Source organism: Dactylosporangium sp. NPDC005555 (genome assembly GCF_040605635.1).
GTDB lineage: Bacteria > Actinomycetota > Actinomycetes > Mycobacteriales > Micromonosporaceae > Dactylosporangium.
This window is the reverse complement of record NZ_JBEXDG010000006.1, coordinates 118,043-142,656: the sequence shown is the minus strand read 5'-3', so window position 1 is coordinate 142,656 and position 24,614 is coordinate 118,043. Positions and strand designations below refer to the sequence as shown.

General features: G+C 72.4%; 22 protein-coding genes. 15 read left to right on the top strand and 7 right to left on the bottom strand.

All coding sequences use genetic code 11. The annotated features are described in order from the left end of the window. Nucleotides 1–43 precede the first annotated feature (43 nt). The 3 genes from ABZS58_RS09510 to ABZS58_RS09500 are packed head-to-tail and all read left to right on the top strand — an operon-like array spanning nt 44 to nt 1,880. A complete protein-coding gene (locus tag ABZS58_RS09510) occupies nt 44–373 on the top strand; it encodes a YciI family protein (protein ID WP_354779416.1) in 330 nt (109 codons plus the stop codon). Continuing rightward, complete coding sequence (locus ABZS58_RS09505; RefSeq protein ID WP_354779414.1) at nt 370–1,536, top strand: RNA polymerase sigma factor; 1,167 nt, start codon at nt 370–372, stop codon at nt 1,534–1,536. Before ABZS58_RS09510 ends, ABZS58_RS09505 begins: the two co-directional genes overlap by 4 nt. Nucleotides 1,537–1,565: 29 nt before the next feature. Then, nucleotides 1,566–1,880, top strand: a complete 315-nt coding sequence (locus ABZS58_RS09500; protein ID WP_354779412.1) for a DUF5808 domain-containing protein — start codon at nt 1,566–1,568, stop codon at nt 1,878–1,880. Here the strand turns inward: ABZS58_RS09500 and ABZS58_RS09495 are convergent. Beyond that, entirely contained in the window at nt 1,867–2,802 is a 936-nt protein-coding gene (locus tag ABZS58_RS09495) for a YafY family protein (protein WP_354779410.1), read from the bottom strand. The two genes, ABZS58_RS09500 and ABZS58_RS09495, sit on opposite strands and share 14 nt — an antisense overlap. A 53-nt stretch (nt 2,803–2,855) precedes the next feature. On the opposite strand from ABZS58_RS09495, the gene ABZS58_RS09490 reads away from it, so the two are divergent. From ABZS58_RS09490 to ABZS58_RS09480, 3 genes are all read left to right on the top strand, one after another. After that, the gene (locus ABZS58_RS09490; RefSeq protein WP_354779408.1) at nt 2,856–3,512 is read left to right on the top strand and encodes an alpha/beta fold hydrolase; all 657 of its coding nucleotides are present in this window, start codon (nt 2,856–2,858) and stop codon (nt 3,510–3,512) included. Between the two features lie 80 nt (nt 3,513–3,592). After that, complete coding sequence (locus tag ABZS58_RS09485) at nt 3,593–4,534, top strand: hypothetical protein (RefSeq protein ID WP_354779406.1); 942 nt, start codon at nt 3,593–3,595, stop codon at nt 4,532–4,534. Between the two features lie 414 nt (nt 4,535–4,948). Continuing rightward, nucleotides 4,949–7,363: a tetratricopeptide repeat protein gene (locus tag ABZS58_RS09480; RefSeq protein ID WP_354779404.1), complete on the top strand. Its 2,415-nt coding sequence runs from the start codon at nt 4,949–4,951 to the stop codon at nt 7,361–7,363. Between the two features lie 7 nt (nt 7,364–7,370). Here ABZS58_RS09480 and ABZS58_RS09475 read toward each other — a convergent pair whose 3' ends face one another. Further along, the gene (locus tag ABZS58_RS09475) at nt 7,371–7,583 is read right to left on the bottom strand and encodes a carbohydrate-binding protein (protein ID WP_354779402.1); all 213 of its coding nucleotides are present in this window, start codon (nt 7,581–7,583) and stop codon (nt 7,371–7,373) included. On the opposite strand from ABZS58_RS09475, the gene ABZS58_RS09470 reads away from it, so the two are divergent. Together ABZS58_RS09470 and ABZS58_RS09465 are read left to right on the top strand one after the other, a co-directional pair. Further along, nucleotides 7,549–8,859 (top strand): helix-turn-helix transcriptional regulator, encoded by a 1,311-nt coding sequence (locus tag ABZS58_RS09470; protein WP_354779400.1) that lies wholly within the window; start codon nt 7,549–7,551, stop codon nt 8,857–8,859. The genes ABZS58_RS09475 and ABZS58_RS09470 overlap by 35 nt on opposite strands. Continuing rightward, nucleotides 8,856–10,286 (top strand): helix-turn-helix transcriptional regulator, encoded by a 1,431-nt coding sequence (locus ABZS58_RS09465; protein WP_354779398.1) that lies wholly within the window; start codon nt 8,856–8,858, stop codon nt 10,284–10,286. Before ABZS58_RS09470 ends, ABZS58_RS09465 begins: the two co-directional genes overlap by 4 nt. Here the strand turns inward: ABZS58_RS09465 and ABZS58_RS09460 are convergent, their stop codons facing one another. Further along, entirely contained in the window at nt 10,287–10,748 is a 462-nt protein-coding gene (locus ABZS58_RS09460) for a PPOX class F420-dependent oxidoreductase (protein WP_354779396.1), read from the bottom strand. Nucleotides 10,749–10,807: 59 nt separating this feature from the next. Here ABZS58_RS09460 and ABZS58_RS09455 point away from each other — a divergent pair, with 59 nt between their 5' ends. Further along, nucleotides 10,808–11,848: a suppressor of fused domain protein gene (locus ABZS58_RS09455; protein ID WP_354779394.1), complete on the top strand. Its 1,041-nt coding sequence runs from the start codon at nt 10,808–10,810 to the stop codon at nt 11,846–11,848. Between the two features lie 41 nt (nt 11,849–11,889). Beyond that, the gene (locus tag ABZS58_RS09450; RefSeq protein ID WP_354779392.1) at nt 11,890–12,261 is read left to right on the top strand and encodes a VOC family protein; all 372 of its coding nucleotides are present in this window, start codon (nt 11,890–11,892) and stop codon (nt 12,259–12,261) included. 493 nt (nt 12,262–12,754) lie between these two features. On the opposite strand, the gene ABZS58_RS09445 is transcribed toward ABZS58_RS09450, so the two are convergent. After that, complete coding sequence (locus ABZS58_RS09445) at nt 12,755–13,387, bottom strand: FMN-binding negative transcriptional regulator (RefSeq protein ID WP_354779390.1); 633 nt, start codon at nt 13,385–13,387, stop codon at nt 12,755–12,757. Nucleotides 13,388–13,463: 76 nt separating this feature from the next. On the opposite strand from ABZS58_RS09445, the gene ABZS58_RS09440 reads away from it, so the two are divergent. After that, a complete protein-coding gene (locus ABZS58_RS09440; RefSeq protein ID WP_354779388.1) occupies nt 13,464–14,420 on the top strand; it encodes an ATP-binding cassette domain-containing protein in 957 nt (318 codons plus the stop codon). Then, nucleotides 14,417–15,220, top strand: a complete 804-nt coding sequence (locus tag ABZS58_RS09435) for an ABC transporter permease (protein WP_354779386.1) — start codon at nt 14,417–14,419, stop codon at nt 15,218–15,220. The genes ABZS58_RS09440 and ABZS58_RS09435 overlap by 4 nt, the downstream gene beginning before the upstream one ends. Here the strand turns inward: ABZS58_RS09435 and ABZS58_RS09430 are convergent. Beyond that, nucleotides 15,188–18,247, bottom strand: a complete 3,060-nt coding sequence (locus tag ABZS58_RS09430; protein WP_354779384.1) for a BTAD domain-containing putative transcriptional regulator — start codon at nt 18,245–18,247, stop codon at nt 15,188–15,190. The two genes, ABZS58_RS09435 and ABZS58_RS09430, sit on opposite strands and share 33 nt — an antisense overlap. Nucleotides 18,248–18,331: 84 nt before the next feature. Beyond that, nucleotides 18,332–20,437 (bottom strand): fibronectin type III domain-containing protein, encoded by a 2,106-nt coding sequence (locus ABZS58_RS09425; RefSeq protein WP_354779382.1) that lies wholly within the window; start codon nt 20,435–20,437, stop codon nt 18,332–18,334. Nucleotides 20,438–20,793: 356 nt separating this feature from the next. On the opposite strand from ABZS58_RS09425, the gene ABZS58_RS09420 reads away from it, so the two are divergent. Both ABZS58_RS09420 and ABZS58_RS09415 read left to right on the top strand, forming a co-directional pair. Further along, complete coding sequence (locus ABZS58_RS09420; protein WP_354779380.1) at nt 20,794–21,192, top strand: hypothetical protein; 399 nt, start codon at nt 20,794–20,796, stop codon at nt 21,190–21,192. Continuing rightward, on the top strand, nt 21,189–21,404 hold the full coding sequence (locus ABZS58_RS09415) for a hypothetical protein (protein ID WP_354779378.1): 216 nt from the start codon (nt 21,189–21,191) through the stop codon (nt 21,402–21,404). Before ABZS58_RS09420 ends, ABZS58_RS09415 begins: the two co-directional genes overlap by 4 nt. A 26-nt stretch (nt 21,405–21,430) precedes the next feature. Here the strand turns inward: ABZS58_RS09415 and ABZS58_RS09410 are convergent, their stop codons facing one another. Next, nucleotides 21,431–22,324, bottom strand: a complete 894-nt coding sequence (locus ABZS58_RS09410) for a ricin-type beta-trefoil lectin domain protein (protein ID WP_354779376.1) — start codon at nt 22,322–22,324, stop codon at nt 21,431–21,433. A 364-nt stretch (nt 22,325–22,688) separates the two neighbouring features. Between ABZS58_RS09410 and ABZS58_RS09405 the strand changes: the two genes are divergently transcribed. Continuing rightward, nucleotides 22,689–24,560: an adenylyl cyclase gene (locus ABZS58_RS09405; protein ID WP_354779703.1), complete on the top strand. Its 1,872-nt coding sequence runs from the start codon at nt 22,689–22,691 to the stop codon at nt 24,558–24,560. The last annotated feature ends 54 nt before the right edge of the window (nt 24,561–24,614 follow it).

Genomic DNA, 24,614 nt, shown 5'->3' with positions numbered 1-24,614 from the left:
GCCGCAGAAAAGGATACGTGGACCCTCGGGTAGAAAGGTGACCATGACGCGGTACCTGCTCAGCGTGATCGAACCGAGCGAGGGCGAGCCGCCGTCGCCGGACGAGATGGCCGTCATCGCCGCGGACGTCGCCGCCTTCGACCAGGCGATGCGTGACGCGGGCGTCTGGGTGTTCTCCGGCGGGCTGCTGCCGCCCTCGACCGCGACCACGATGCGGCCCGGGCTCGTCAGTGACGGCCCGTTCGCCGAGGGCAAGGAGCACCTCGGCGGCATCTGCGTCATCGCGGTCGAGGACCTCGACCAGGCCCTCGAATGGGCGGGCAGGGCGATGCGCGCCACGCGGCTGCCGATCGAGGTACGGCCGTTTCGATGACACCCGTGGAGTCGGCGTTCCGGCAGGAGTACGGGCGCGCGGTCGCCGTCCTGGTCAGGATGCTCGGCGACATCGACCTCGCCGAGGAGGCGGTGCAGGAGGCGTTCGCCGCGGCGGTCACCCACTGGGCCGCGCAGGGTCCGCCGCCGAGCCCTGCCGGCTGGATCATCACCACCGCCCGCAACCGCGCCGTCGACCGGCTGCGCCGCGAGGCCAAGCGCGAGGACCGGCACCGGGAGGCGGCGCTGCTGCACGCTCCCGGTGAGGACGGGCCAGACCTCCTCCGGCTGATCTTCACCTGCTGCCATCCGGCACTGTCGATCAACGCTCAGGTGCCGCTGACACTCCGGCTGCTCGGCGGGCTCAGCACCGCGGAGATCGCGCACGCGTTGCTCGTACCGGAGAAGACCATCGCGCAAAGGGTCGTGCGGGCCAAACAGAAGATCCGCGACGCCGGGATCCCCTACCGGGTGCCACCGGACGAACGGCTCCACGAACGACTGCGGCCCGTCCTCGCGGTCATCTATCTGATCTTCAACGAGGGGTACACCGCGAGCTCCGGAGAACAGCTGATCCGCGCCGACCTGTGCGCGGAGGCGATCCGGCTCGGCCGCCTGCTGCACGGCCTGATGCCCGCCGAGCCCGAGGTCAACGGCCTGCTCGCACTGATGCTGCTCATCGAGGCGCGGCGGCCGGCCCGGACCGGTCCCGGCGGCGAGCTCGTCCTGCTGCGCGACCAGGACCGTAGCCGGTGGGACGCCGGCCTTGTCGCCGAGGGCCATCTGCTCGTCAGGCAGTGCCTCACCCTCGACCGGCCCGGCGTCTATCAGCTGCAGGCCGCGATCAACGCCGTCCACACCGATGGACCCAGCACCGACTGGCCGCAGGTGCTCCGCCTGTACGACCAGCTCCTGCACCTTGCTCCGTCACCCGTCGTGGCGCTCAACCGGGCGGTGGCCGTGGCCGAGGTGTCCGGTCCGGCCGCCGCGCTGGACCTCGTCGACGCCCTCGATCTGCCCGGCTACCACGTGTTCCACGTCGTCCGCGGCGAGCTGCTGCGGCGGCTCGGCCGGGAGCAGGAGGCGCGGGAGGCGTTCCGCCGGGCGGCCGATCTCTCCGGCAACGACGTGCAGCGGGCGCACCTTCTGACACGTTCCACTTGAAGAACCGTGACAAGCGGTGGCACGCTCGAATGGTGAACCACGCAGCCCTGGCCGAGCTCCTCGCGATCGCCTTCATGGTCGCCGTCCTCGCTCTAGCGATCGTCGCGGTCCCGGCTCCGAAGCGTCGCGACGGCGGCGACGGACGCGGGATGAGCGCCGATCCACGCGCGTGGCGCGGCGGCTTCTACGTCAACCCGGACGACCCGGCGATGTTCGTGCCGAAGCGGCAGGGCTCGGGGTGGACGCTCAACTTCGGCCACCGGTACACGTGGCGGCTGGTCTGGCTCACGATCGGCTCGTTGGTCGCGACCGTGGTGCTGAGCACGACCCTCAACCACGACTGACGTTGCGTTCCAGCCTTCGCGCCAGCGCCGTCACCTCCTCCCGCAGCGCGTCGGGGCGCTCGATCGTGAAGTCCCAGCCGAGCCCGGCCAGCATCCGCGCCATCCCGTCGAGCCGCTCGGCGCGGCACGTGAGCAGGACCCCGCCGGGGTGCACGGCGAGGGTGCCGACCGCCGGCGGGACGCGTCGGGCGACCTCGGCGAGCTCGGCCCGGAACACGACCTCGACCTCATGCTGGAAGGGTGTCGCCGCGAGGCCGCGGAGGATGTGTTCGACGGGGTCGAAATCCTCTGGCGGCTCGAAGTGCGCGTCCAGGCCCGTGATGCTCTGGATCCGGTCGATCCGCAGCGTGCGGAGCTCGCCACTGCGGTGGTCGTGGCCGGCGGTGTACCACCGTCCGTTGTGGACGACGACGCCGTACGGGTCGAACTCCCGCTCCGTGTCCTCGGCCTTCCACGACCGGTAGGTGACCCGGACCCGCCGATGCGCGCGGGTGGCCTCGCCGAGCGTGAGCAGGTGCCCGGCCGGCGGCATCACCGCTGTCTTCTCCAGGCTGGTGAAGCCGAGCGTCTCGCGGACCGCCCGGACCCGCTCGCGCAGTCTGGCCGGCAGGACCCGCTCGACCTTCGCGAGCGCCGCCGGCGCCGGCATGCCTTGCCGAGCGGCGGTGAGCAGGCCGAACACCACCGACACGGCCTCGTCGTCGGTCAGCATCAGGGGCGGCAGCTTGTAGCCGGGCATCAGCCGGTAGCCGCCGTATCGGCCGCGGTCCGCCTGTACGGGCACGCCGAGGTCGACGAGCGTGGTGGCGTACCTGCGGACGGTGCGGCCGTCGACCTCCAGCCTGCGGGCGAGCTCCGGGCCGGTCAGGCCGGGCTGCGCCTGGAGCAGCTCCAGCAGCGCGAGGACTTTGCCCGTCGACATGTGCTCTTTTTATCAGGGCGGGATCCGCCCTGTTTTGGTTCTACGGTCGTGGCATGACGCACTTCATCCTGGTTCCCGGTATGTGGCTCGGCGGTTGGGCCTGGGACGCGGTCGCCGCGCCGCTGCGGGCCGCCGGCCACGACGTGACCGCCCTGGACCTCGACCTCTCCGCCGGCGCCACCCTCGACACGCACATCTCGCAGGTGACGGCCGCCGTTGGTGACGCCGCGGATGTGGTACTGGTCGGGCACAGCTACGGCGGGCTGCCGGTCCGCGGTGCGGCCGATCGGGTCAAGGTCGCGCGCGTGATCTATGTGGACAGTGGTCCCCTGCCCGACGGCGTCGCGCAGGCCGACGTGTCACCGCCCGGCGACACCGACGGCGTCTTCATCCCGCCGCCGTCGTTCGACCCGGCCGACGACCCGGTGCAGTTCGCCGGCCTGATCCCCGCCCTGCTCCGGCGCGCGGTGCCGCATCCCCTGGCCAGCGCGTTGTCGCCGCTGCGGCTCTCGTCCGCCTCGCAGCCGCCGACCGAGCTGATCTGCACGACCTTTCCGTTGGAGCTCGTCCGCCAGATGATCGACAGCGACCATCCCTTCTTCGCCGGCCTGGACCGCAGTGACTACCGCGTCCACGAACTCCCCACCGGGCACTGGGCCATGTTCAGCCGCCCGGCCGACCTGGCGGAGCTGCTGATCCGCCTTTCATGATTCTTCTTTCCGCTGGTCCGGGCACGTATTGACGGTGTGTACGCCGATTTTTTGTCGGGGGGTGGGTGCAGACTGCAGGCATGGGTCCGGGGAGTCGTGGTCGTAGCCACAAGCGCAGGCACCGCCAGCAGTCTGTCCACCGCCGCACGCCGCACCGGCGCTCGCCTTCGACCGCGGCCGGCCCACCGGGCCTGTTCGCCGCGGTCGTCGGCGACGTCGACCCCCTCCTGCGGCGCATCCTCGGCGGCCCGGCGGCGCTCGTCCCCGACGACGACCCCACCGACGCCGAGTTCGCCGGCGCCGCCTTCGTGTCCATGGCCGCCCTCACCATCGGCGACCCCATGGCCCACGTCACCGCCGGCGGCACCCTCGAGGCCGTCCTGCTCTCCGACGTCCTGCCCAGCTTCGAGCGCGCCACCACCCCGATGGCCCCCGCCGTGGTCCTCGGCCTGGGCAGCATCGCCGGCGGCCGGGTCGGCGCCGCCGCGGCCGCCGCCGTCGAGCGCATGGTCGCCGCCGGGGCCCGCCGCCCGGTGTGGTCCCCCGAGCTCGCCGGCCCCCAGCGTGCCAGCGGCTGCCACCGCCTCCTCGCCGCCGACGGCACCACGGTCGGCCTCGGCTTCTCCGTCTCCCGCGCTGGCTGGACCCGCTCCGTCGAGTGCTATCTCGACCGCTCCGACGGCCGCCTCACCCGCACCTACCTGACGTTCCTCGTCGGCGTCGGCTCCCCCGCCCACGAGCAGCAGTCCGGCGTCCGCCGCCACCTCCACGAGGCCATCCGCGCCATCCGTGAAGATGTCGCACCCGCCGACTTCCGCACCCTGGTCGAGGACGCCCTGGAGCGCAGCGACTCCCACGACCGCCACCGCCCGACCCCGCTCATCGACCCGTTCGTCTTCGCCGGCGACCACCTCACCTCCCCCATCGACGACGCCCCGCCCAGCCCGCTGGCCCGCACGGTCACTCCGCTGCTGCGAGCCTGGATGCGCGGCCTGCCCCGGGAGATCCGCCGCCTCCAGTGACCCCGCCCCGCCGCTGACCTGTTTTCCATGATCCGGAAGACTTTGTGTCGCCAGAGAGCCTGTTGCGTTTTGGCGGAAAACTGTCTCGTCGACGGTCGTCGCGACCCTCGACGGCTACCGATCGGCCGCGACCGGCTCGCACAGCCGTGTTTTTCTCAGCACGGAACGTGAGACGGCCATTTCGCAACAGGCTCCAGAGCAGCACAAACTCTTCCGGATCATGGAAAACTCCGCCCGCCTCGAGACCGACGGGGGTGAACGTCCGGGTTGTGTGGTGGCTTCGTCCGGTTCGCCGAGATCGACGTGCGCGAGTGTGGCACTTCCGGGTGATTGCAGGGGTGGGTGGTTGCGGGCGCGGGGGACACTGGCATTCGCGGCACGGGCGGGACGTTAGGAATCGCAGTAGTGGACGACATGCGCGAGGACGCGGTGGCGGTCGGCACCATGGAGCAGCTTGCTCGGCTCTTGCGGGATCTGCGGCTGCGGCAGTCCGGGCGGGAGGGGCATCCGCGGCTGACGTACAGGCGGATCGCGGCGCGGACCGGGTGGTCGCACGGGATCGTCGGGGAATACCTCGCCGGGCGGGTGTTGCCGCCGACGGACCGGTTCGACGACTTCGTGCGGCTGCTCGGGGCGGACCCTGGCGAGCAGCGGGCCCTCGCCGCGGCGCGCGATCGGGTCGAGGAGCTGCGGGCGGCGGCGCGGGGAGAAGAGCCACGCCGCGACAAGGACCTGCGCGGGGACAGCACGCGGGACAGCGCACGGGACAAGGAGCCGGCGGAGACGGAGCAGGGTGGGGACCCGCCGCGGCAGTTGCCGGCGGATCTGGGGATGTTCGCCGGGCGGAAGGGGCAGCTCGACCACCTCGACGAGCTGCTCGCCCGGCGCCGGCGGCCGATCGTGGTGTCGGGGACCGCGGGGGTGGGCAAGACGGCGCTCGCCGTGCACTGGGCACATCGGGTCGCCGGGCAGTTCCCCGACGGGCAGCTGTTCCTGGATCTGCGCGGGTCGAGCAGCCGCGATCCGGTCAGTCCGTTCGACGCGCTCGGCGTCGCGTTGGGGTTGCTGGGTGTACCTCCCGCGCAGGTGCCGGCCGAAGCGGGGGCGCGGGCCCGGCGGTACCGGCAACTCGTGCGCGACAAGAGGATGCTGATCGTGCTGGACAACGCCTCGACGGCGGCGCAGGTCAGGCCGTTGCTGCCGGGGACCGGGGCGGCACTGGCGCTGGTCACGAGCAGGGCGGAGCTCACGGATCTGGTGAGTGCCGACGGGGCGCACCCGGTGACGCTCGACCTGCTCGACGCCGACGACGCGAGGACGCTGCTCGCCGGGCGGATCGGCACCGAGCGGACGGACCGGGAGCCGGAGGCGGTCGGGGCGATCGTCGCGGCCTGCGCGCGGTTGCCGCTGGCATTGTCCGTCGTCGCGGCGCGGGCGGCGCTGCATCCGGACTTCAGTCTCGCCGCGATCGCCGCGGATCTCACCGGGGCGCACAGCCGGCTCGACGCGTTGCGGTCCGACGATCCGAGGGCCGACGTCGAGACGGTGTTCTCCTGGTCGTACCAACGCCTCGATGAACAGACGCAACGCCTCTTCAGGCTGATCGGGCTGCATCCCAGCCCGCAGCTGGGGATCGCGGCCGCGGCGGCGCTCGCGGACCTGCCGCCGGACGAGGTGCGGCCGTTGATGGCAGAGCTCGTGCGGGCGCAGCTGGTGATCGAGGCGCGGCCGGGGAGGTTCGGGATGCACGACCTGCTGTGTGCGTATGCGTCGGACCTCGCCCGTGCCGTGGAGCCCGCGGCGGAGCGGGTCGCCGCGCGGGGGCGCCTCGTCGCGTATTACGTCGAGGCGGCGACGGGCGCGGCGACGGCCCTCAACCCGTCGCGGAACACCGCCGGGCAGCGGCTCACCAAGCCGCAGCCGACACCGGAGCACTGGGCGTGGGCGGTGGCGTGGTTCGAGGAGCAGCGGCCGGCGCTGATCGCGACCGTGCAGCTCGCGGTGGCCGGCGGGCTCGACCGGGAGGCTTGGCGGCTGGCGTGGGCGATGGCCGACCATCTCGACCGGGGTGGGCACTGGGGTGACTGGATCTCCACGCAGCGGGCCGCCGTCGGTGCGGCCGAGCGGCTCGGGGACCGGGCGGCGCTGGCGCTGGCGCACCGCAGCCTGTCCGGCGGGTGCATCCGCAGCGGACGGCACGAGGAGGCGCGGCGGCATCTGCGGGTGGCGTTCGAACTGTTCGTCGAGCTGGCCGACCACGCCGGGGCGGCGCGCTGTGTGCATGCGCTGGCGTGGCTGCTGGAGACGCAGGACAGATTCGCGGAGGCGGTCACGCACGACGAGCTGGCGCTGGAGCTCTTCCGGCTGGCGGACGACCCGGTCGGCCAGGCCAGGGCGCTCAACTCGGTGGGCTGGCACCACGCCCGGCTCGGGCATCACGATCTGGCCCTGGAGTGCTGCGAGGAGGCCCTTGAGCTGCAGCGGGCGCTCGGCGACGCGCCCGGGGTCGCGGCGACGCTGGACAGCCTGGGCTACATCCACCACCGGCTCGGCGAGCACGACCAGGCGATCGAGCGCTATCAGGACGCGCTGCTGCGGTACGCCGAGCAGGGCGACCGCTTCAACGAGGCCGACGCGTCGATCCGGCTCGGTGACACCTGGGCCGCCACGGGACGGTGGGACAAGGCGCGGGCCGCGTGGACGCGGTCGTTACGGACGTTGGACGTGCTCGCGCATCCGAAGGCGGGTGAGGTGCGCACGAAACTGCAGGACCGCGGAGCGGGCCCGACAACGCTGTCGGGCCCGCTCCTCCCCATACCCGCGAACTAGGCCGTTGTCATGACCACAGCGCCGGGACGTTCGGCGGCTCCCAGCCGACCTGCGAGGTGTGTCCTTGCAGGCAGCGGTAGGACCGGCCGCCGTAGGTGACGGTCGCGCCGGTCGCGTAGACGGTGTTCGGCGCCCACGTTCCGCCCTGCGGCGGGGTCGTCGTGTTGATGTGGGAAGGTGACGCGGTGACGGACGACGAGCCGCTCGGCGCGCGGATCAAGCGGCTGCGCCTCGACCGCGGGCTGACGCAGCGGGACCTGGCGGAGCCGCGGTACACCCGCGCCTTCCTGGCCGCGATCGAGGCGGGCGTCCGCGTCCCGGCGGATGAGACGCTCGCCCACATCGCGGGCGCGCTCGGCGTCGACCCCGGCGACCTGCGGCACGGCCGGCCCGCGGACGCCGCCGGCACACTGTCCGACGTGCTCGCCGAGGCGCGCCGCGAGCTGTCCCGCGGCCGGACGGCCGAGGCGGCGGAGAAGGCGTCCTCCGTGGCGCTGCGGGCCCGGCGGTACGCGCTGCCCGAGCTGCAGTGCCGGGCCGTCCACCTGGCCGGGGACGTCGCCCTGCACACCGGCGACGTGGGTGCGGCGATCGAGCAGTACAGGACGGCGAAAACCCTGCTCGGGGACGACGAGGTCACCCTGCGGGCCGCCGTGGTCGCGCGGGAGGCCTACTGCCTGCAGATCGCCGGCGCCACCGGCGACGCCATCGCGCTGCTGGAGACCGAGTTGCGCGCCGTCCGCGCCGCGCCGGACCCCGATCCCGACGCGCTGGTCCGGTTGACGAGCGCGCTGGTGTACACGTTCCTGGAGCTCGACTGGCGGGAGCGCGCCCGCCGTCTCGAACGGGAGGCCCTGCCGCTCCTGCCCCGGGTGCGCAACCGCGAGTGGCTCGCACAGTTCAGCGTCACCGTCGCCCAGCTGCGGCGCGACCACGATCTCGCCGACACCGAGCGGCTCCTCGGCGAGGCCCTCGCCATCTACACCTCGCTCGGGCTCACCCGGGAGATCGGCATCTGCCAGTGGGCGCACGGGTACGTGCTACGGCGCGTCGGGCGGGTCCGCGAGGCCGCCGACCGCTTCGAGCAGGCCCGGACGATCCTGCTCGAGGTCGGCGCGGTGCAGGACCTCGCCGGGGCGACCCTCGAACTCGCCGAGGCCCTGCGGCTCGACGGCGAGCTGGACGAGGCGGAGCGGCTCGCGACGGAGGCCGCCGGCATCTGTCACCGCACCCGCCATCAGGAATGCATGGCTGAGGCGGACCGCATCCTCGGCAGGATCGCCGGGGCCCGGACTCCCGGTTCATCAGACGCCGATCAGCTGCTCAGCAGGGCAGCCGATCGTTACGCGGAGTCAGGGCTCGTTGCCGAACTCGTGACGACGAGCCGCTTGTTGGGCGAGCAGCGGCGGGCCGGGGGTAACGTCGAGGGCGCGGCGGAGAGCTTCCGGCGAGGCCTTCTCGCCGCCGCGCGGCTGCCCGAGGCGGGCTCCCCATGACGGCTGCTGACGTCGGGGGCAGGATCCTGGCCCTGCGCACCGGCAAAGGGCTGACGCAGCGCGACCTCGCCGAGCCCAACTACACCGCCGCCTATGTCTCGTCCGTCGAAAACGGTCACCGCGTCCCCTCCAGCGACGCCCTCGCCCACTTCGCCGCCCGACTGTCCGTCGACGTCACGCAGCTCACCACCGGCCGCCATCCCGGCGACGCCCTGTCCATCGAGATCGACCTGCTGGAGGAGGTGCGGCCCCCGCTCTGGTTCGAGCAACGCGCCGCCGACCCCGCCGAGCACAGCGTCCGGCGCGCGACGGCGGAGGTCGTGCTGGGCCGCCTGCGGCTGGCGGCCGGCGCGCCCGACGACGCCGTTGTCTGCTTCGACCGTGCCCGCCGGCTCATTCCGTCGACGCTTGCCCACCTGCGGGCGCCGGCCGTCGCCGGGCTCGCCCTGTGCGCCCGGCTGCAGGGGGACCCGGGGTATGCGGCGTATCTGCTGACCGGGTTCCGCGACGAGCTGCAGCGGGCCGGGCTGCCGGATCCCGCTGCGATGCTGGCGGTCCACGCGCTGCTGGCGCTGTGTCAGCACGACCTGGGCGAGGACGCGACGCCGGCCGCGGAGACGGCGCTGGCGCTGGCCGGGGCTGCCGGCGGGGTGGTCGCCGCGCAGGTGGCGACGGCTCGCGTACTGGCCGCGTCGAGCCATCTGCCGGAGGCGCGGGCGGCGCTGGCGGCGGCTTCCTCGGCTCGGCTGGAGGCGTGGCTGGCGGACGAGATCGCGGGGGCGTACCGGATCCGGGCGCGGGCGCGGCTTTCGGGCGGTGACCTCGCGGGGGCGTTGACGGATCTGACGGCGGCGCGGGGGCGGTCAGCGGGGCCCGCCGCGCTGGACGCGTTGGTGGACCTGGCGGAGGTACACCGTGCGCTGGGCGACCCGTCGACGGCGCGCGCCCTGCTCCAGCTGATCGACGGCCGGTCCGACGCTCCCGCCGACTCCGACATCCGGGCCGGCGGTCCCGCCGGTTTTGACGTCCAGGCCGACTTTGACGTCCAGGCCGGTTTCGACGTCCAGGCCGGCTTTGACGTCCGGGCTGGCGGCCCCGCCGGCTCTTCGACGGGCGACGCTCACGCCGGCTTTTCGACGGGCGACGCTGCCGGCGGGCTCGGTGGCGGTGGGGCGACGGCGGTTGAGGTCCGGCGGGGGCGTGCGCATCGCGTACATGCGCTGCTGAGTCAGGACGCCGGCGATCTCGGTGCGGCTGAGGGGCATCTGCGCGCAGCGATCGCCATCCATCGCAGGACCGGGCCGCGGCGGGAGCTTGCCCAGCTCTCGCTCGACCTGGCCGACCTGCTGACCGCGATGCGCCGCCCCGAAGAGGCGCTCACCGTCCTCGCCGACGGCCTCACCGCCGTCGACACGCACGCCGTCTGACTAGGCCAGCCGCGCGGGGAAGCCGCCCGTTGCGATCGGGCCCCACGACTCGATGGTGACGCGCAGCAGGGACTTGCCCTGCTGGCGCATCGCTTCACGGTATTCGTCCCAGTCGGAGTGCTCGCCGGAGATGCAGCGGAAGTACTCCACCAGCGGCTCCAACGCCTCGGGCAGATCCAGCACCTCGGCAACCCCGTCGACCTGGACCCAGGGCCCGTTCCACTCGTCGGAGAGCACGACGACCGAGACCCGGCTGTCGCGGCGGGCGTTGCGGATCTTCGCGCGCTCCGGATACGTCGAGATGACGATCCGCCCCTCGGCGTCGACACCGCTGGTGACCGGTGAGGCCTGCGGCCGGCCGTCGGCCCGGGTGGTGATGACCAGCGCCCGGTGCCTGCTGGAAAGGAACTCGATCAGTGCGGAGCGATCCACGTCTGTGTTCGTCGCGATGGTACGACCCATGCCCCAACCCTAGTCCCAGCAAGGGTTGAAGGATTTCCGAACTGTGGTTAGGTCGGCTGGTGACCTCCGACGCACCTGGCTGGGACGCCATCGACGCCGCGCTCGAACGCCTCTACCCCGGCGTCGAGCCCAAGCACTACGCCACGCTGCGGAAATGGTCACTCGGCGGCGCGGATCCGCTCGACGGGATCAGCTTCTACGCCCGTGAGACGCCTGTCCCGCACTGGCACATCGTCAGCTACGGCATGAGCGAGCTCTATTCGGCGCCCAATCCTGACGCGGAGTGGTCCGGCTGGGGTTACGAGTTCACGTTCCGGGTGCGGCGTTCACCGGGTGAGACCGAGCCGCCCGTCTGGGCCGCCAACTTCCTGCAGAACCTTGCCAGGTACAACTTCAGCAGCGGCAACGGTTTCGCGGCCAACCTTCAGGTGGACCTCAACGGGCCGATCGCGCTGGGGTACCAGACGCTGATCCGCGCCGTCGCGTTCGTCGAGGACCCTGAGCTCGGCACCATCGACACGCCCTTCGGCAGGGTGCGGTTCCTGCAGGTGTTCGGCCTGACGCTGGACGAGCACGCGGCGACCCAGACGTGGAGCGTGGAAGCGGTGCTCAAGCTCGCCGCGGCATACGCGCCGCTGTTCGTCACCGACCTGCGCCGCAAGTCGTTCACCGGGATCCGCGACTTCGCCGACAAGGTCGCCGCCGGCCGCCGCCGCGACGGCTCCTCGACCGGCAGCCTGGCGGTCGCCGAGTTCGCCTGGCTTCCTGACGGCGACGGGTATCGCCTGATCGTCGGCGCCCACGCGGTCGAGCGCATCGCCGCGATCCTGCGCGGCCGTCTCCGCTTCGGCCGCACCTTCGTCGTCGACGGACCCGACAGCAGCGTCGAGTTCTCGTCGGGCAGTTACGGCCTCGGCGCCGGCAACGACTCCCACATCCTTCGCATCGTCCTCACCGACGAGGCGCTGGACCACCTGACCGGCGTCCTGGTCCCCCTGTCCGGCGTGTCCCCCGTGCCGGAGGCCCCCGGCCTGATCGTGGACGTCCGCCAGTCCCTCATCCGCGACAGCGACGGCAACGTGGTCGAGCGCATCGGCTGAGCCCCGGCGGAAAATGTCGGTCGGGTTCATAAAATGGAGGCATGCTCGACCATCTTGGGATCCAGGTCGCCGACCTGACCGCCAGCAAGGCCTTCTATGACGCCGTCCTCGCTCCGCTCGGCGCGAAGCGCATGATGGAGTTCCCCGGCGTCTGCGGCTACGGCGCCGCCAAGCCCGACTTCTGGCTCGGCCCGATGACCGCCGACGTCGTCCAGCGCGAGGTGCATGTCGCGTTCTCCGCCCCGGACCGTGCGACGGTGGTCGCGTTCCACGATGCGGGCGTCGCACTCGGCGCCGAGGTGCTGCACGCCCCGCGCGTCTTCCCTGAATACCACCCCGACTATTTCGGCGCCTTCCTCCGCGACCCGGACGGCAACAACATCGAGGCCGTCTGCCACCTGCCCGCCTCTTAGCCTGCATGCGGCTCGGCTCCGCGCATTCGCGCCGTCGACACTGGCCACTTTCTCATGATCTGTGAAGACTTTATGTCGCCAGAGAGCCTGTTGCGTTTTGGCGGAAAACTGTCTCGTCGACGGTCGTCGCGACCCTCGACGGCTACCGATCGGCCGCGACCGGCTCGCACAGCCGTGTTTTTCTCAGCACGGAACGTGAGACGGCCATTTCGCAACAGGCTCCAGAGCAGCACAAACTCTTCCGGATCATCAAGTGGGGGCCAGCGTTCGACCGGGGTCGGCACTCGGTCGCGGTGGCATCCGGTCGCGGCCGACGGATCGTCGTGGGCTGTATCCGGTCGGGGTCGCGGGCGGTATCCGGTCCAGAGCCGGTCCTGCATTCGATCTCGCGCGGCGGACTCGGTTCCGCGTGCGTGCCGCGCAAAAGAGCATGTGCACTCGTCCGATCCGGACTCTGCCGCTTGGCCCGGCCTCGACCGAGGTCAGCTCGGCGTCACGGGTGTTCCGGGGGGACCGTCAGGAAGGGGTCCATCGCGGCGGCGACGGCGCGTTCGGCGGCGGTGCCGGTGCGCAGGGAGGCGCTGACGCCGGAGATGTCTTCGGCGCTGCGGTTCTGGCTGAGTTTCCACTTCGCCTCGATGCGGGTGATCGCGAGCTCGATGCCGACGATGGCGCGGAGCTGGCCCTCGATGAAGGGGCGGGGCGCGTCGTCGACGGACCATGGGGCCGGGCGGGCCGACTCGTGGCGGTCGGTGAGGCGGCGCACGAGGTCCTCGGTCCACGCGGGGTCGTCGTGGGCGACGAGCGTGCCGTAGACGTGGGCGGTGATGTAGTTCCAGGTCGGCACGACCCGGCCGTGTTCGCGTTTCGTGGCGTAGGACGACGGCGACACGTACGCGTCGGGGCCGCGGACGATGACGAGCGCCTCGCCGGCGGTGTGCCGCCACTGGGTGTTGTTGCGCGCCACGTGCCCGAGCAGGGAGCCGGGCGCGGAGAACAGCAGCGGCAGCGTGGTGGCCACCATGCCCTGGCCGTCCCATGTGACCAGATCGCTCGCGCCGGCGTTGGACAGCAGCTCGTGGACGGCGGCGTCGGACGGGGCGGCGAAATGCGCGGGCACATACATGCGGGCAAGCGTAGTGAGCGGCGCCGTGTCGGCGCCGTGTCGGTGCCGTGTCAGCGGGGGCGCGCACGGTGGTCGCATGACAGATCTGATGGTCGAGGCCGAGGGCCTCGTCAAACGATTCGGGGAGACGAGGGCGCTGCAGGGCGTCGACCTCAAGGTCCCCAGGGGCACCGTGCACGGCGTGCTCGGCCCCAACGGCGCCGGCAAGACGACCGCCGTGCGCATCCTGTCGACGCTGCTGCGGCCGGACGCCGGGCAGGCCCGTATCGCGGGCTTCGACGTGGTCCGCGACGCCGAGAAGGTCCGGTCCCGGATCGGGCTGACCGGTCAGTACGCCAGTGTCGACGAGGACCTGACCGGCCGGCAGAACCTGGTGCTCTTCGGCACGCTGCTCGACCTGCGCAAGCGGGACGCGAAGGAGCGCGCCAGGGAGCTGCTCGACTGGTTCGACCTGACCGAGGCCGCGGACCGGCCCGCGAAGACCTACTCCGGTGGCATGCGCCGGCGGCTCGACCTGGCCGCGAGCCTGGTGGGGCGGCCGGACGTGATCTTCCTGGACGAGCCGACGACCGGGCTGGACCCGTCGAAGCGCGATGACATGTGGGGCGTCGTGCGGACCCTCGTGCGGGACGGCTCGACGGTGCTGCTGACCACGCAGTACCTGGAGGAGGCCGAGGCGCTCGCCGACGAGATCACCGTCATCGACCACGGCCGGGTCATCGCGAACGACACCCCGGACCGGCTCAAGCGGATCGTCGGCGGGCAGACCCTCGAGGTCCGCCCGGCCGACCCGGCCGACCTGGAGAAGACCGGGCTGATCCTCGCCTCCGTCGCGACGAACCAGAAGGCCGCCGAGGAGACCCGCAAGGGCGTCCTGTCGGTGCCGGTCAGCGGCGACGAGGCGCTCACCGAGGCCGTCGCCCGGCTCGCCACGGCGGGGATCGCCGTCACCGAGCTCTCCATGCACCTGCCGAGCCTCGACGAGGTCTTCTTCACCCTGACGGGCCGCAAAGAACAGGAGGTGACGGTGTGACCACCATCGCCGTCCAGCCACAGCTCAAGAGCCAGTTCAAGCCGCTGCGGCTCGTACGCCACTCGCTGGAGCTCACGAAACGCAGCCTGATCAAGACGTGGCGGACCCCGGAGGCGTTGATCGACGTCACGGTGCAGCCGGCGCTGTTCCTGCTCATCTTCGTCTACATCTTCGGTGGCGCGGTCGCCGGCGGCACGCACCAGTACCTGCAGTTCCTGATGCCGGGCATCCTCGCCCAGACGGTCGCGATGGGGGCCATCTCGATCGGCGTCAACCTCAACAGCGACCTGGAGAAGGGCATCTTCGACCGGTTCCGGTCGCTGCCGATCGCCCGCTCGGCACCGCTCATCGGCGCGGTGCTCGGCGATGTCGTCCGGTACGTCATCGTCACCATCTCGACGTTCGGCTTCGCGTACCTGATGGGCTTCCGCATCCACGCGAACCCGCTGCACGCGGTGGCCGGCGCGCTGCTCGCGGTGCTGTTCGGGCTGTGCCTGAGCTGGGCGCTGGTCTTCGTCGGCATGCTCGTGCGCACGTCCGGCGCGGTGCAGGGCATCGGCTTCCTGGTGATGATGCCGCTGACGTTCGCCTCCAACGTGTTCGTCGGCACGATGACGCTGCCGGGCTGGATGCAGGGGTTCGTGAAGGTCAACCCGCTGACGCACCTGGTCGAGTCGATGCGCGGGCTGTTCCTCGGCACGCCCGTCGGCAACCACGTGTGGTGGACCCTCGCCTGGTGTGCCGGCTTCGTGGTGGTGTTCATGCCACTAGCGCTCGCCGCCTACCGCAAGAAGGTCTGACATGAGCGCGCGAACGCGGTCGGTGGCTTCGGTCACCGGCCGCTCGTGCCATTTCCAGCTGTCCGCGACCGGCGCGAGGGCCCCGCTGCCGTCGGGGAACAGGTGCTCGGCGTTGCCGCCGATGCGCAGCCCGATCGTCCACAGCTCGCCGGCCGCCGGGTCGCCACGGTGCGCGGCGAGCGCTCCGCCGGCCAGGGCCCAGGCACCGATGACCGGGATGTCGTAGGCGGTCAGCGCCTCGTCGCGCGCCTGCAGCAGCAGCTGGGCGGCCCGGTCCACGGCCCCGATCCGCAGGAACATGACGGCGACGGCGCTGCGGTACAGCACCCGCGCCTGCGCCACCCCGACGGTGGTTCCTTCGACGACGGCCAGGACCCGCGCCGCGTGCGCCGCCGCCACGTCCTGGTCGCCGCGGGACAGCGCGAGCTGGCCGAGCACGAGGTGCGCCAGGCCGATGTCCGCGTCCTGCGCGTCCGGCGAGCGGGTCACCGCCCGGAGCCGGCCGACCGCGGTGTCGTCGCCCTCGAACGCCGCCCGCGCGTCCAGCATCACCCGGATCGCGCCCAGGTCGAGCTCGGCGCCGAGCAGGTCCATGTGCCGCTCGCTGTGCCGCAGCCACTCGTGCGCGCCGGGGCCGCCGCGGGTGCCGATGCTCTGCGCGGCCGCCCCCATCCCCCAGTGGTCGCCGACCTCCTCGAACCGCCGGTAGGCGCGCGTCGCGTCGGCGACGGACTCGGCGAGCGCGCCGCGGTTCTCGTTGATGATGGCCCGGAAGAAGAGCCCGAAGCCCTGCACGTACGGGTCGGAGTCGGCGACCAGCCTTCCCGCGGCGTCCACGGCAGCGGCGAGGTCCGGTGAGCCGAGCGCCCGCAGCGCCGAAGCGAGCGTCCACGCCCGTGCGGACACCTCGGCACGCCGGGCCGTGAGGGATCGCAGCGTGTGCAGTACCAGCGCGAAAATGCGGGACGAGTCGTCGACGAACGCGTTGAGCCCGGTGAACAGGCACAGCCAGGTGGCGCGTTCGGCGTCGACGGCCGGGCCCGCGCGCCGCAGCGCCGAGCGCCGCCGGGCCGCCGGGTCCGCGGCCCGGAACACCCGCAGCGCCCAGACGACGACCTCCTGGTGCAGGCCGCGGACCGTCCACAGGTGCGCGAGCGCCGTCATGACGTCGACGGTCGCGCCGTCGTCCTCGCGCTGCAGCGCCCACCGCAGGGCCGCGACCAGGTTGTCCTGTTCGGCGGCGGCCTGGCGGAAGGCGGGCAGCTGGCCCGGGCCGCGGAAGTCCGCGCCGAGCCGCGCGGACAGCTCCGCCGCCCAGCGCACCAGGCCGGCCATCGCCGCGTCGCGGGTGCCCGCGCCGTCGAGCCGGACCTCGCCGTATTCGCGGACCGTCTCCAGCATGCGGTACCGCGGTGCGCCGTCCTCACCGGCGGCCAGGGACAGCAGCGACTGCTCGACCAGCGTCGCCAGCCCGCGGCGGACGTCCCGGCCGCCGGCGACGGCCCCGGCGAGCGCGGCGGTGAACGGCGCCGGGATCACCGCCAGCCGCTCCAGCAGCTCCCGGTCGGGGTCGCCGAGCAGCTCGCGGCTCCAGTCGACCATCGCCCACAGGCTCGCGTGCCGGTCCGGCAGGCCGCGCAGCGCGTCGTCGAGCAGCCCGAACCGGTCGGCGAGGCCGGCCAGGACGTCGTCGATCGGCATGTGCCGCAGCCGGGCCGCGGCGAGCTCCAGCGCGAGCGGCAGGTTGTCGAGCCGGTGGCACAGCTCCAGGGCGCGCGCCGGGTCGCCCGGGGTCGCCCCGCCGGCCCGGATCCGGGCGTCGAGGAGGCCGAGCGCGGCGGCGTCGGGCAGCGTCCCGAGCCGGTGCACGACCTCGCCGGGCAGGCTCAGCGGCGCCCGGCTGGTGGCGAGCACGGCGAGGTCCGGCGCCGCGAACAGCTCCGCGACCGCGTCGGCCGCGCCCTCCAGGACGTGTTCGCAGTTGTCGAGCACGACGAGCCCGTGCAGGTCCGGCACGGCCAGCCGGAGCCGCTCGTCGGCGCCGAGCCCCCGCCACTCCGCCCGGGCCGCACCGGGGTCCGCGGCACCGACCGCGGCCAGCACCGCGGGGACCACCTCCGCGGAGGTGCGCAGGCCGGCGAGCTCGACGACGTGGACGGCCCGCCCGTCGGCCACGGCCCGGCGGGCGACCTCGGCGGCGAGCCGCGTCTTGCCGGCCCCGCCCGTGGCGACGACGGTGACGAGGGGTGCGGCGCCGAGGGCGGCACGGACGGCCGTCACGTCCCCCTCCCGGCCGACCAGGGCGGTCATCGCCCGTCGCCAGCCCGCCGGCAGCGTGGTCCTCGGCTCGGGCCGCGGGGTGAGCTCGCCTCGCAGCAGCGCGACGTGGACGGCCGCGACCGGCGCGGACAGGTCGGCGCCGTAGTCGTCGGCGAGCGCGGCGCGCAGCCGCTCGACCACGTCGAGGGCCTCGGCGTCGCGGCCCTGCGCGGCGAGGACCCGCACCAGCAGGACCGCCGACGGCTCGTGCGGCGGCCGGTGCGCGACCAGGCGGCGCAGGTCGGTCTCGTCGGCGGTCCGGCCGGCGCCGAGCGCGGCCTCCGCGGCGAGCGCGGCGACGTCCGCGAGCAGGTTCGTGGCGGCGTCGGGCACCTCGGGGAAGAGCGCCCGGGCCTGCCGGGCCGCTTCGCGCGCCTGCTCGTGGTCGCCGCCGTCGAGCGCCCGGCGCCCGCGGTCCAGCAGTGTCCTCGCGACGACGGCGTCGACCTCGACCGCGTCGGCGGGCAGCAGGTATCCGCCGGGAGCCGCGGCCACGGGCAGCCCCAGCCGCCGGGCGCGGGACACCAGTGCCTGCACCGCGCCGGGCGCGTCGTCCGGCGGGTCCGCGTCCCAGACGGCGTCGACCAGCGCGCCGACGGAGACCGCCCTGCCGCGCGCGTCGACGAGGGAGCGCACCACCGCGGCCAGCCGCGCGCCCTTCACGGGCCGGCCGTCGACGGCCAGCTCCCCGAGGGTCGTGACGCGCATGGTCCGATCATGCCGGGTTGCGGACAGACGAACGCCCCGGGGGAGGGCCCCGGGGCGTTCGCCGCTACTCGTGGTTACGGTGGTTCAGGAGACGTGCGACCACCAGTTCCAGGTGCCGGAGTTCGGCGCGGACTGGACGCGGTGCCAGACCTGGCCGTCGCCGCCGACGGCGAAGACCTCCATGATCCCGTCCGCCCGGGTGAATGCGGTGGGTTCGCTGTAGATCAGGCCGCTGAGGTTGGTCCAGCCGCTCCACTGGCTCGGGTCGGCGGCGTCGGTCTGCCAGTTCGAGTACAGGTTGCCGTCCGTGCCCTTGACGAACACCGCGACGGTGCCGTTGGCGTTCACCGCGGTCTCGATCTTCGAGGCGTAGCGCTCGCTGCCGAGGCGGGTCCACCAGTTGAACGATCCGTCGGCCTTCTGCAGCCGGTACCAGATCGAGTGGTCGCCACCGATGGCGTAGACCGTGAGCCAGCCGTTGGCGTTCTTCACCGCGACCGGCTCGCTGTAGATGAGGCCGCTCAGGTTGGTCCAGGCACCCCAGGTGCCGTTGGCGGCCTGGACGCTGGTGTAGAGGTTGTTGTCGCCGCCACGGGCGAAGATCTGCGCCAGACCGTCGTGGTTGTTGACGATCGGGCCCTTCATCGCACCGTCGGTGCCGGGAGCGCCGGCGTCGGTGGTGATGGACGTGGTCGCGGCGACGCTGACCGAGTTGGCGGCGTGGGCCATGACCGTGACGTCGTACTCGGTGTTGGCCTTCAGCCCCGTGATCTTGCAGCTGTTACCGGTGGTGGTGCAGCTGAGCTCGTCGTCCGCAGCGGCGGCGGCCGGGGTCTTCGCGACTGCCGTCGCGACGAAGTACAGGACCGGCGTGGTCGGGTTGGCCGCGGGCGTCCAGGAGATGGTCGCCGAGGTCGCGGTGACGTCCTCGTCGGCCGGCGGCGTGACGACCGGGGCGGTCGGCTTCGGCGCCTCGATCGGGGTCACGGCGCTGGACACGGCCGGGGTCGAGTCCGGGCCGTAGCCGGCCAGACCGATGGCCACCACGGAGAAGGTGTACGCGGTGCCGTTCGTCAGGCCGGTGACCGTGCACTTCGTCGCGGTGCTGGGCGAGGTGCAGGTCTGCTCGGTCGCGACGCCACCCTGCAGCGCCGTCACCTTGTAGCTGGCGACCGTCGGGCCACCGACCGGAGCGGTCCAGCTGACCTCGATCTGCTTGTCGCCCACAGCGCCGGTCACACCGGTCACCGCGTTCGGCGGCGTGGTCGGGATGATCAGCGATGACTGCGCGGGGTCCGAGGTGAGGCCGCTGCTCGTGGCCGTGACCGTGAAGTAGATGCCGGCGTTGAGCGTCAGGCCGGTGCACGTGGCGGTGGTGGTCGAACCCACCGGGGTGCACGTGGCGCTGGCGGCGGTGCCGTCAGGGTTCTTGTCGTCCACCGTGTAGGTGAACGCCTGACCGTCGGCAGCGGTCGGCGCGGTCCACGACACCGTCGCGGTCGTGGTGCCGGTCGCACGCGCGGTCACGGCGGTCGGCGCACCCGGCGTCACGGCGGGCGCCACGGCGGCCGAGGCGCTGCTGGCGGCCGAGTTGGGGATCGAGTTCGCGCCGTTGGCGACGACCTTGAACGTGTACTGCGTGCCGTTGGTCAGGCCGCTGATCTTGCAGCTGTTGCTGAGCGCGTTGGTCGTGCTCGTGCAGGTCTTGCCCGTCGGGGCGCCACCGAGGTAGGCCGTCGCGGTGTAGTTGGCGATGGTGGCGAGCGTGTTCGCCACACCCGTCCACACCACGTTGACCTCGCCGCTCACGCCGGTGGCGAGCGGGGTGCCGATGGTGGGCGGGCTCAGCACCGGCACGGTGACACCGGTCGCGGTCGCGTCGGCGACGGCCGTGGCGCCCTGCGGGTCGACGGTGACGGTGTACGTCGTGCCGGCGACCAGGCCTGTGAGCACGCACGAGCCACCGGCGACCGCGGCGACGTTGCAGGTCTGGTCGGCCGTCGAGCCGGCGTCCGGACCGTCGGCGCTGACGATGTACGCCGGGGCCGGGGTGACGTCGGTCGCCGCGGGGACGTCCGGGGTCACGGTCACGGTCAGCGACTCCGCGCCCGCCGCGGAAACCGCGGTAAGACTGCCCAGGACCGCCGCCGAGGCGGGCTGCTGGGCGACCAACAGGGAGCCCGCGGTCATTGTCAAAACCGCCGCCGTGCCGAGCAGGCCGCGTCTGGGCCCTGCCCGGCGGTCGCGCGGTTTGCTCACTTGAATCATTGCGTCCAACCCCCCGTTGCGAGGCGCCAGCTACGGTGCCGACGCGCCATCTCCTAGCAATGTATGGCGGTCCTGTACTTTTCGGAGCAAATTGGGTAATAAGGCCTTTTGACAGGTGGCGACGGCCCTGGACGTGCTAGTGAGGACGTTCGCCCCAGGCGCCGCGATCCGGCCGATCCACCGCGTTGCCGTCCGCGTCTTCCCAGCTCAGCAGCGTTTCGCCGGGCAACCAGGTCCGACGGCGTGACGATCTTCTTCGCTGCTTGTACCGTGCGCGGATGCCACGTTCGCCGCGCACCGCGGTCGTCGTCGGACCGACCCTGGTCGGGCTGGCCGTCATCGGCCTGTCGATCCTGCTCTACGCCTCGTACGTCGGGATCCGTGACGCGCACGTCGTCCGGCATCTCTATACGACGCTCACCGCCGACGCGCTCGTCTTCATGGTGCCCGCGATCCTGCTGATGGCCGGGCTGCTGACCGGCTCGGTGCTGGTCCTCGCGCGCAGGGACGCGGGGCGCAGCGCGCTGGTCTGGCTCTGTGGCACCGGCACGGTGGTGGCGCTGCTGCTGTACCTCGCGCACATGTCGCTGCTGCGCAACCGGGACTTCGACGTGTGGATCGGCCCGCCGGAGTGGATCGGCACCATCGGCGGGCTGCTGGCCGTGGGTAGGGCGTGACCGACGCCTTCTGGACCGGCGGGCTGCTGATCGCGGCCGTCGTGATCGGCATGGTGGCGACGCTCGGCGGGTTCGCCGGGCTGGCCGACCCGCGCACCGCACGCTTCCTCGCGCCGCAGCGACCGCTCCACCAGACCTGGGACTCGTGGACGCCCGGGGAGCAGCGACCGGCGAGCGATCCCGCGCCGGTGGACGGCTACACCGTGCCCTGAGGGGCGCCGCCCGCCGAGGGAGAGGCCTAGGGCAGCTGCCAGCGCTGGCTGGTGCCGCCCCCGCAGCGGGTCAGGACCAGCCAGTCGCCGCGGCCGGTCAGGCACTGCTTCGACGCGCGGGCGACCAGCGTGCCGCCGGCCGTGTCCCACTGCTGCGCGGCGGCGCCGGTGCAGCGGACCAGGCTGAGCCGGCCGGCGACCGGCTGCAGGCAGCGGCCGGCGGTGCGCAGGGTGCCGTCGGCCGGAGCGGTCCAGGCCTGGCTCTCCCCGCCGGTGCAGCGGCGCAGCTGCACCCCGGCGCGGGCGTCCAGGCAGAGACCGGAAGGGCCGACCAGCGGACCGGAGACCACCACGGACGCGGCGGCGGCCGGCGCCGAGCCCGGCGCGAGACCGGCCTCGCCCGGCGCCGGCACCAGGGCGGTCTGCAGGCGACCCGCCTCAGCGGCGACGACCGGGTCGCCGGACGGCGCGGACGTGGCGGCCCGGTCGCCGGCGACCAGCGCGGCACCCGTCATGGACAGCGTCAGGACCAGCACCGTCCAGGCGAATGCCGGATAGTGCCGCGACCGGGCCCCCCGCCGGAACTGCACCCGGCGCCGCGACGGGGACACCCCGCGACGCGACAGCGCGGCCTCGCGACGCGACAGCGCGGCCTCGCGACGCGACAGCGCGGCCCCACGCCGGGACGGGGACACCCCGCGACGCAGGGCCGACGCGCTCCGCCGCGACGGCGACACGCCGCGGCGCGACCGTGGCCCAGGCGGTGATGCCGGATTCACGAAGGTCATCCAGGAATGCCGCGGGTGGTATTCCGGCGGCTCGGGCCGCGCCACGACGGGCGTGTTGTTCAGGTGCGTGGGTGGCGGTATCTGGTGGTGCGCGATGACGCGCACATAAGGGCGGACCAGGACCGGAGACATGCAGCGAACGTAACGGCCATCAGCGCCGACCGATCCCGTCCTACCAGGGTGAACTGAAGAATCACCCTCCGCCTCACCCGGTGCGTTGGAGCGCTTTCACAGCCGCGGCCGCCGAAGTACCGCCGGATGGATCGCACGGAAACGTCCGTATTTCGCGGGTCCGGAGCGCCGTTTCGGCGAAATCGGGGGCGCGAGAACGTAGCGCACGGCCGATTTACACGGTAGAAACAACACGCTGGAGAGAGCGCTCTCACGCGGCGCCCGGCGAGGACCGCGAGCTCCTCCTACACCCCATCACCGTGTACCTCACCCGCCCGCACGATCGAGAGGACGCACCCCTATGACGATCCAGTCCGAGCATTCCGTGAGGCGGTGGTACAGCCGTCGCAACATCGGCAGGGCATTCGTGCTCGGCGTTGCGCTGACGACCGCCACCGCCACGATGGGGACGGCGGCCGGCGCTCACCCGTCGCAGGGCGGCTCGCAGGACCTGGGCCCCAACGTCACCGTGTTCGACCCGAGCACGCCGGTCAGCGAGATCCAGGCGAAGCTCGACGCGACCTACGCCAAGCAGGTCGACAACGAGATGGGCACCGCCCGCTACGCCTACTACTTCAAGCCCGGCACGTACGGCACGGCCGACCAGCCGCTGCAGTTCAAGGTCGGGTACTACACCGAGATCGCCGGTCTGGGCGCGTCCCCCAACGACGTCGTCATCAACGGCAAGGTCGAGGTGTACAACCGCTGCCTCGAGAACGGCGGCACCAGCAACTGCCTCGCGCTGGTCAACTTCTGGCGCACGCTGTCCAACCTGTCGATCAACGTCAACGGCAAGGGCCAGGACGGCTGCCGCGGCTCGGCCAACTTCTGGGCCGTGTCGCAGGCCGTCTCGCTGCGGCGCCTCAACGTCACCGGCGGCAACCTGTCGCTGATGGACTACTGCACCGCCGGCCCGCAGTACGCCAGCGGCGGCTTCATCGCCGACTCGAAGGCCGGGACGATCGTCAACGGCTCGCAGCAGCAGTGGCTGACCCGCAACAGCCAGGTCGACAACTGGTCCAACGGCGTATGGAACCAGGTCTTCTCGGGCGTCGTCGGCGCCCCGGACGACTCGGCGTTCCCGAACCCGCCCTACACCACCCTCGCGCAGACCCCGGTCAGCCGCGAGAAGCCGTACCTCTTCGTGGACAGCAAGGGCAAGTACCAGGTCCGCGTGCCGTCCGCCGCGAAGAACACCAGCGGCGTCACCTGGGCGAACGCGCAGACCGCGGGCCGCAACATCCCGCTGTCGGACTTCTACGTCGCCAAGCCCGGTGACTCGGTCGCGAAGATCAACCTGGCCCTGCTCGCCGGCAAGCACCTGCTGCTGACCCCCGGCGTGTACGACATCGCCAACAGCATCCAGGTCCGCTGGCCCAACCAGGTGGTCCTCGGCATCGGCCACGCCACCCTGACCGCGGTCAACGGCGCGACCCCGCTGGAGATCGCCGACGTCCCCGGCATCGTCGTCGCCGGTGTCACCATCGACGCCGGCCTCAAGGAGTCCGACGTCCTGCTGCGCGTCGGCCGCGAGCACAACTGGCTGCGCATCAGCGACCCGAAGAACCCGACCACGCTGTCCGACGTGTACTTCCGCGTCGGCGGCCCGCACATCGGCAAGACCGACACCGCGCTCGAGGTCAACAGCGACAACGTGCTCATCGACCACACCTGGGTGTGGCGCGGCGACCACGGCGTCGAGGGCTTCACCGGCGGCGTCAACGGCGACAACCAGCGCTGGGTCACCAACACCGGCCGCTACGGCGCCGTCATCAACGGCGACAACGTGACCGCGACCGGCCTCTTCGTCGAGCACTTCCAGAAGTACAACACCGTCTGGAACGGCGAGCGCGGCACGACGGTCCTGTACCAGAACGAGCTGCCCTACGACCCGCCGACGCAGGCCGACTGGATGAACGGCACCGTCGAGGGCTACGCCGGTTACAAGGTCAACAACAAGGTCAAGCAGCACAACCTCTACGGCGCGGGCGTCTACGTGTTCAACCAGAACAACCCGACGATCCACACCGAGAACGGCTTCGAGGTCCCGAACACCCCCGGCGTCAAGCTGCACCACATCATGACGGTCAACCTGAGCGCCGGCGTCATCGACCACGTCGTCAACGGCGTGGGCAACCCGGCCGACACCAGCATGATCGGCTCGCCGATCTACCTGGCGGACTACCCGGTCGCGTAACACCCGCACAGCACCACCACGGTGGGCCGGAGCTCTCGAGCTCCGGCCCATCGC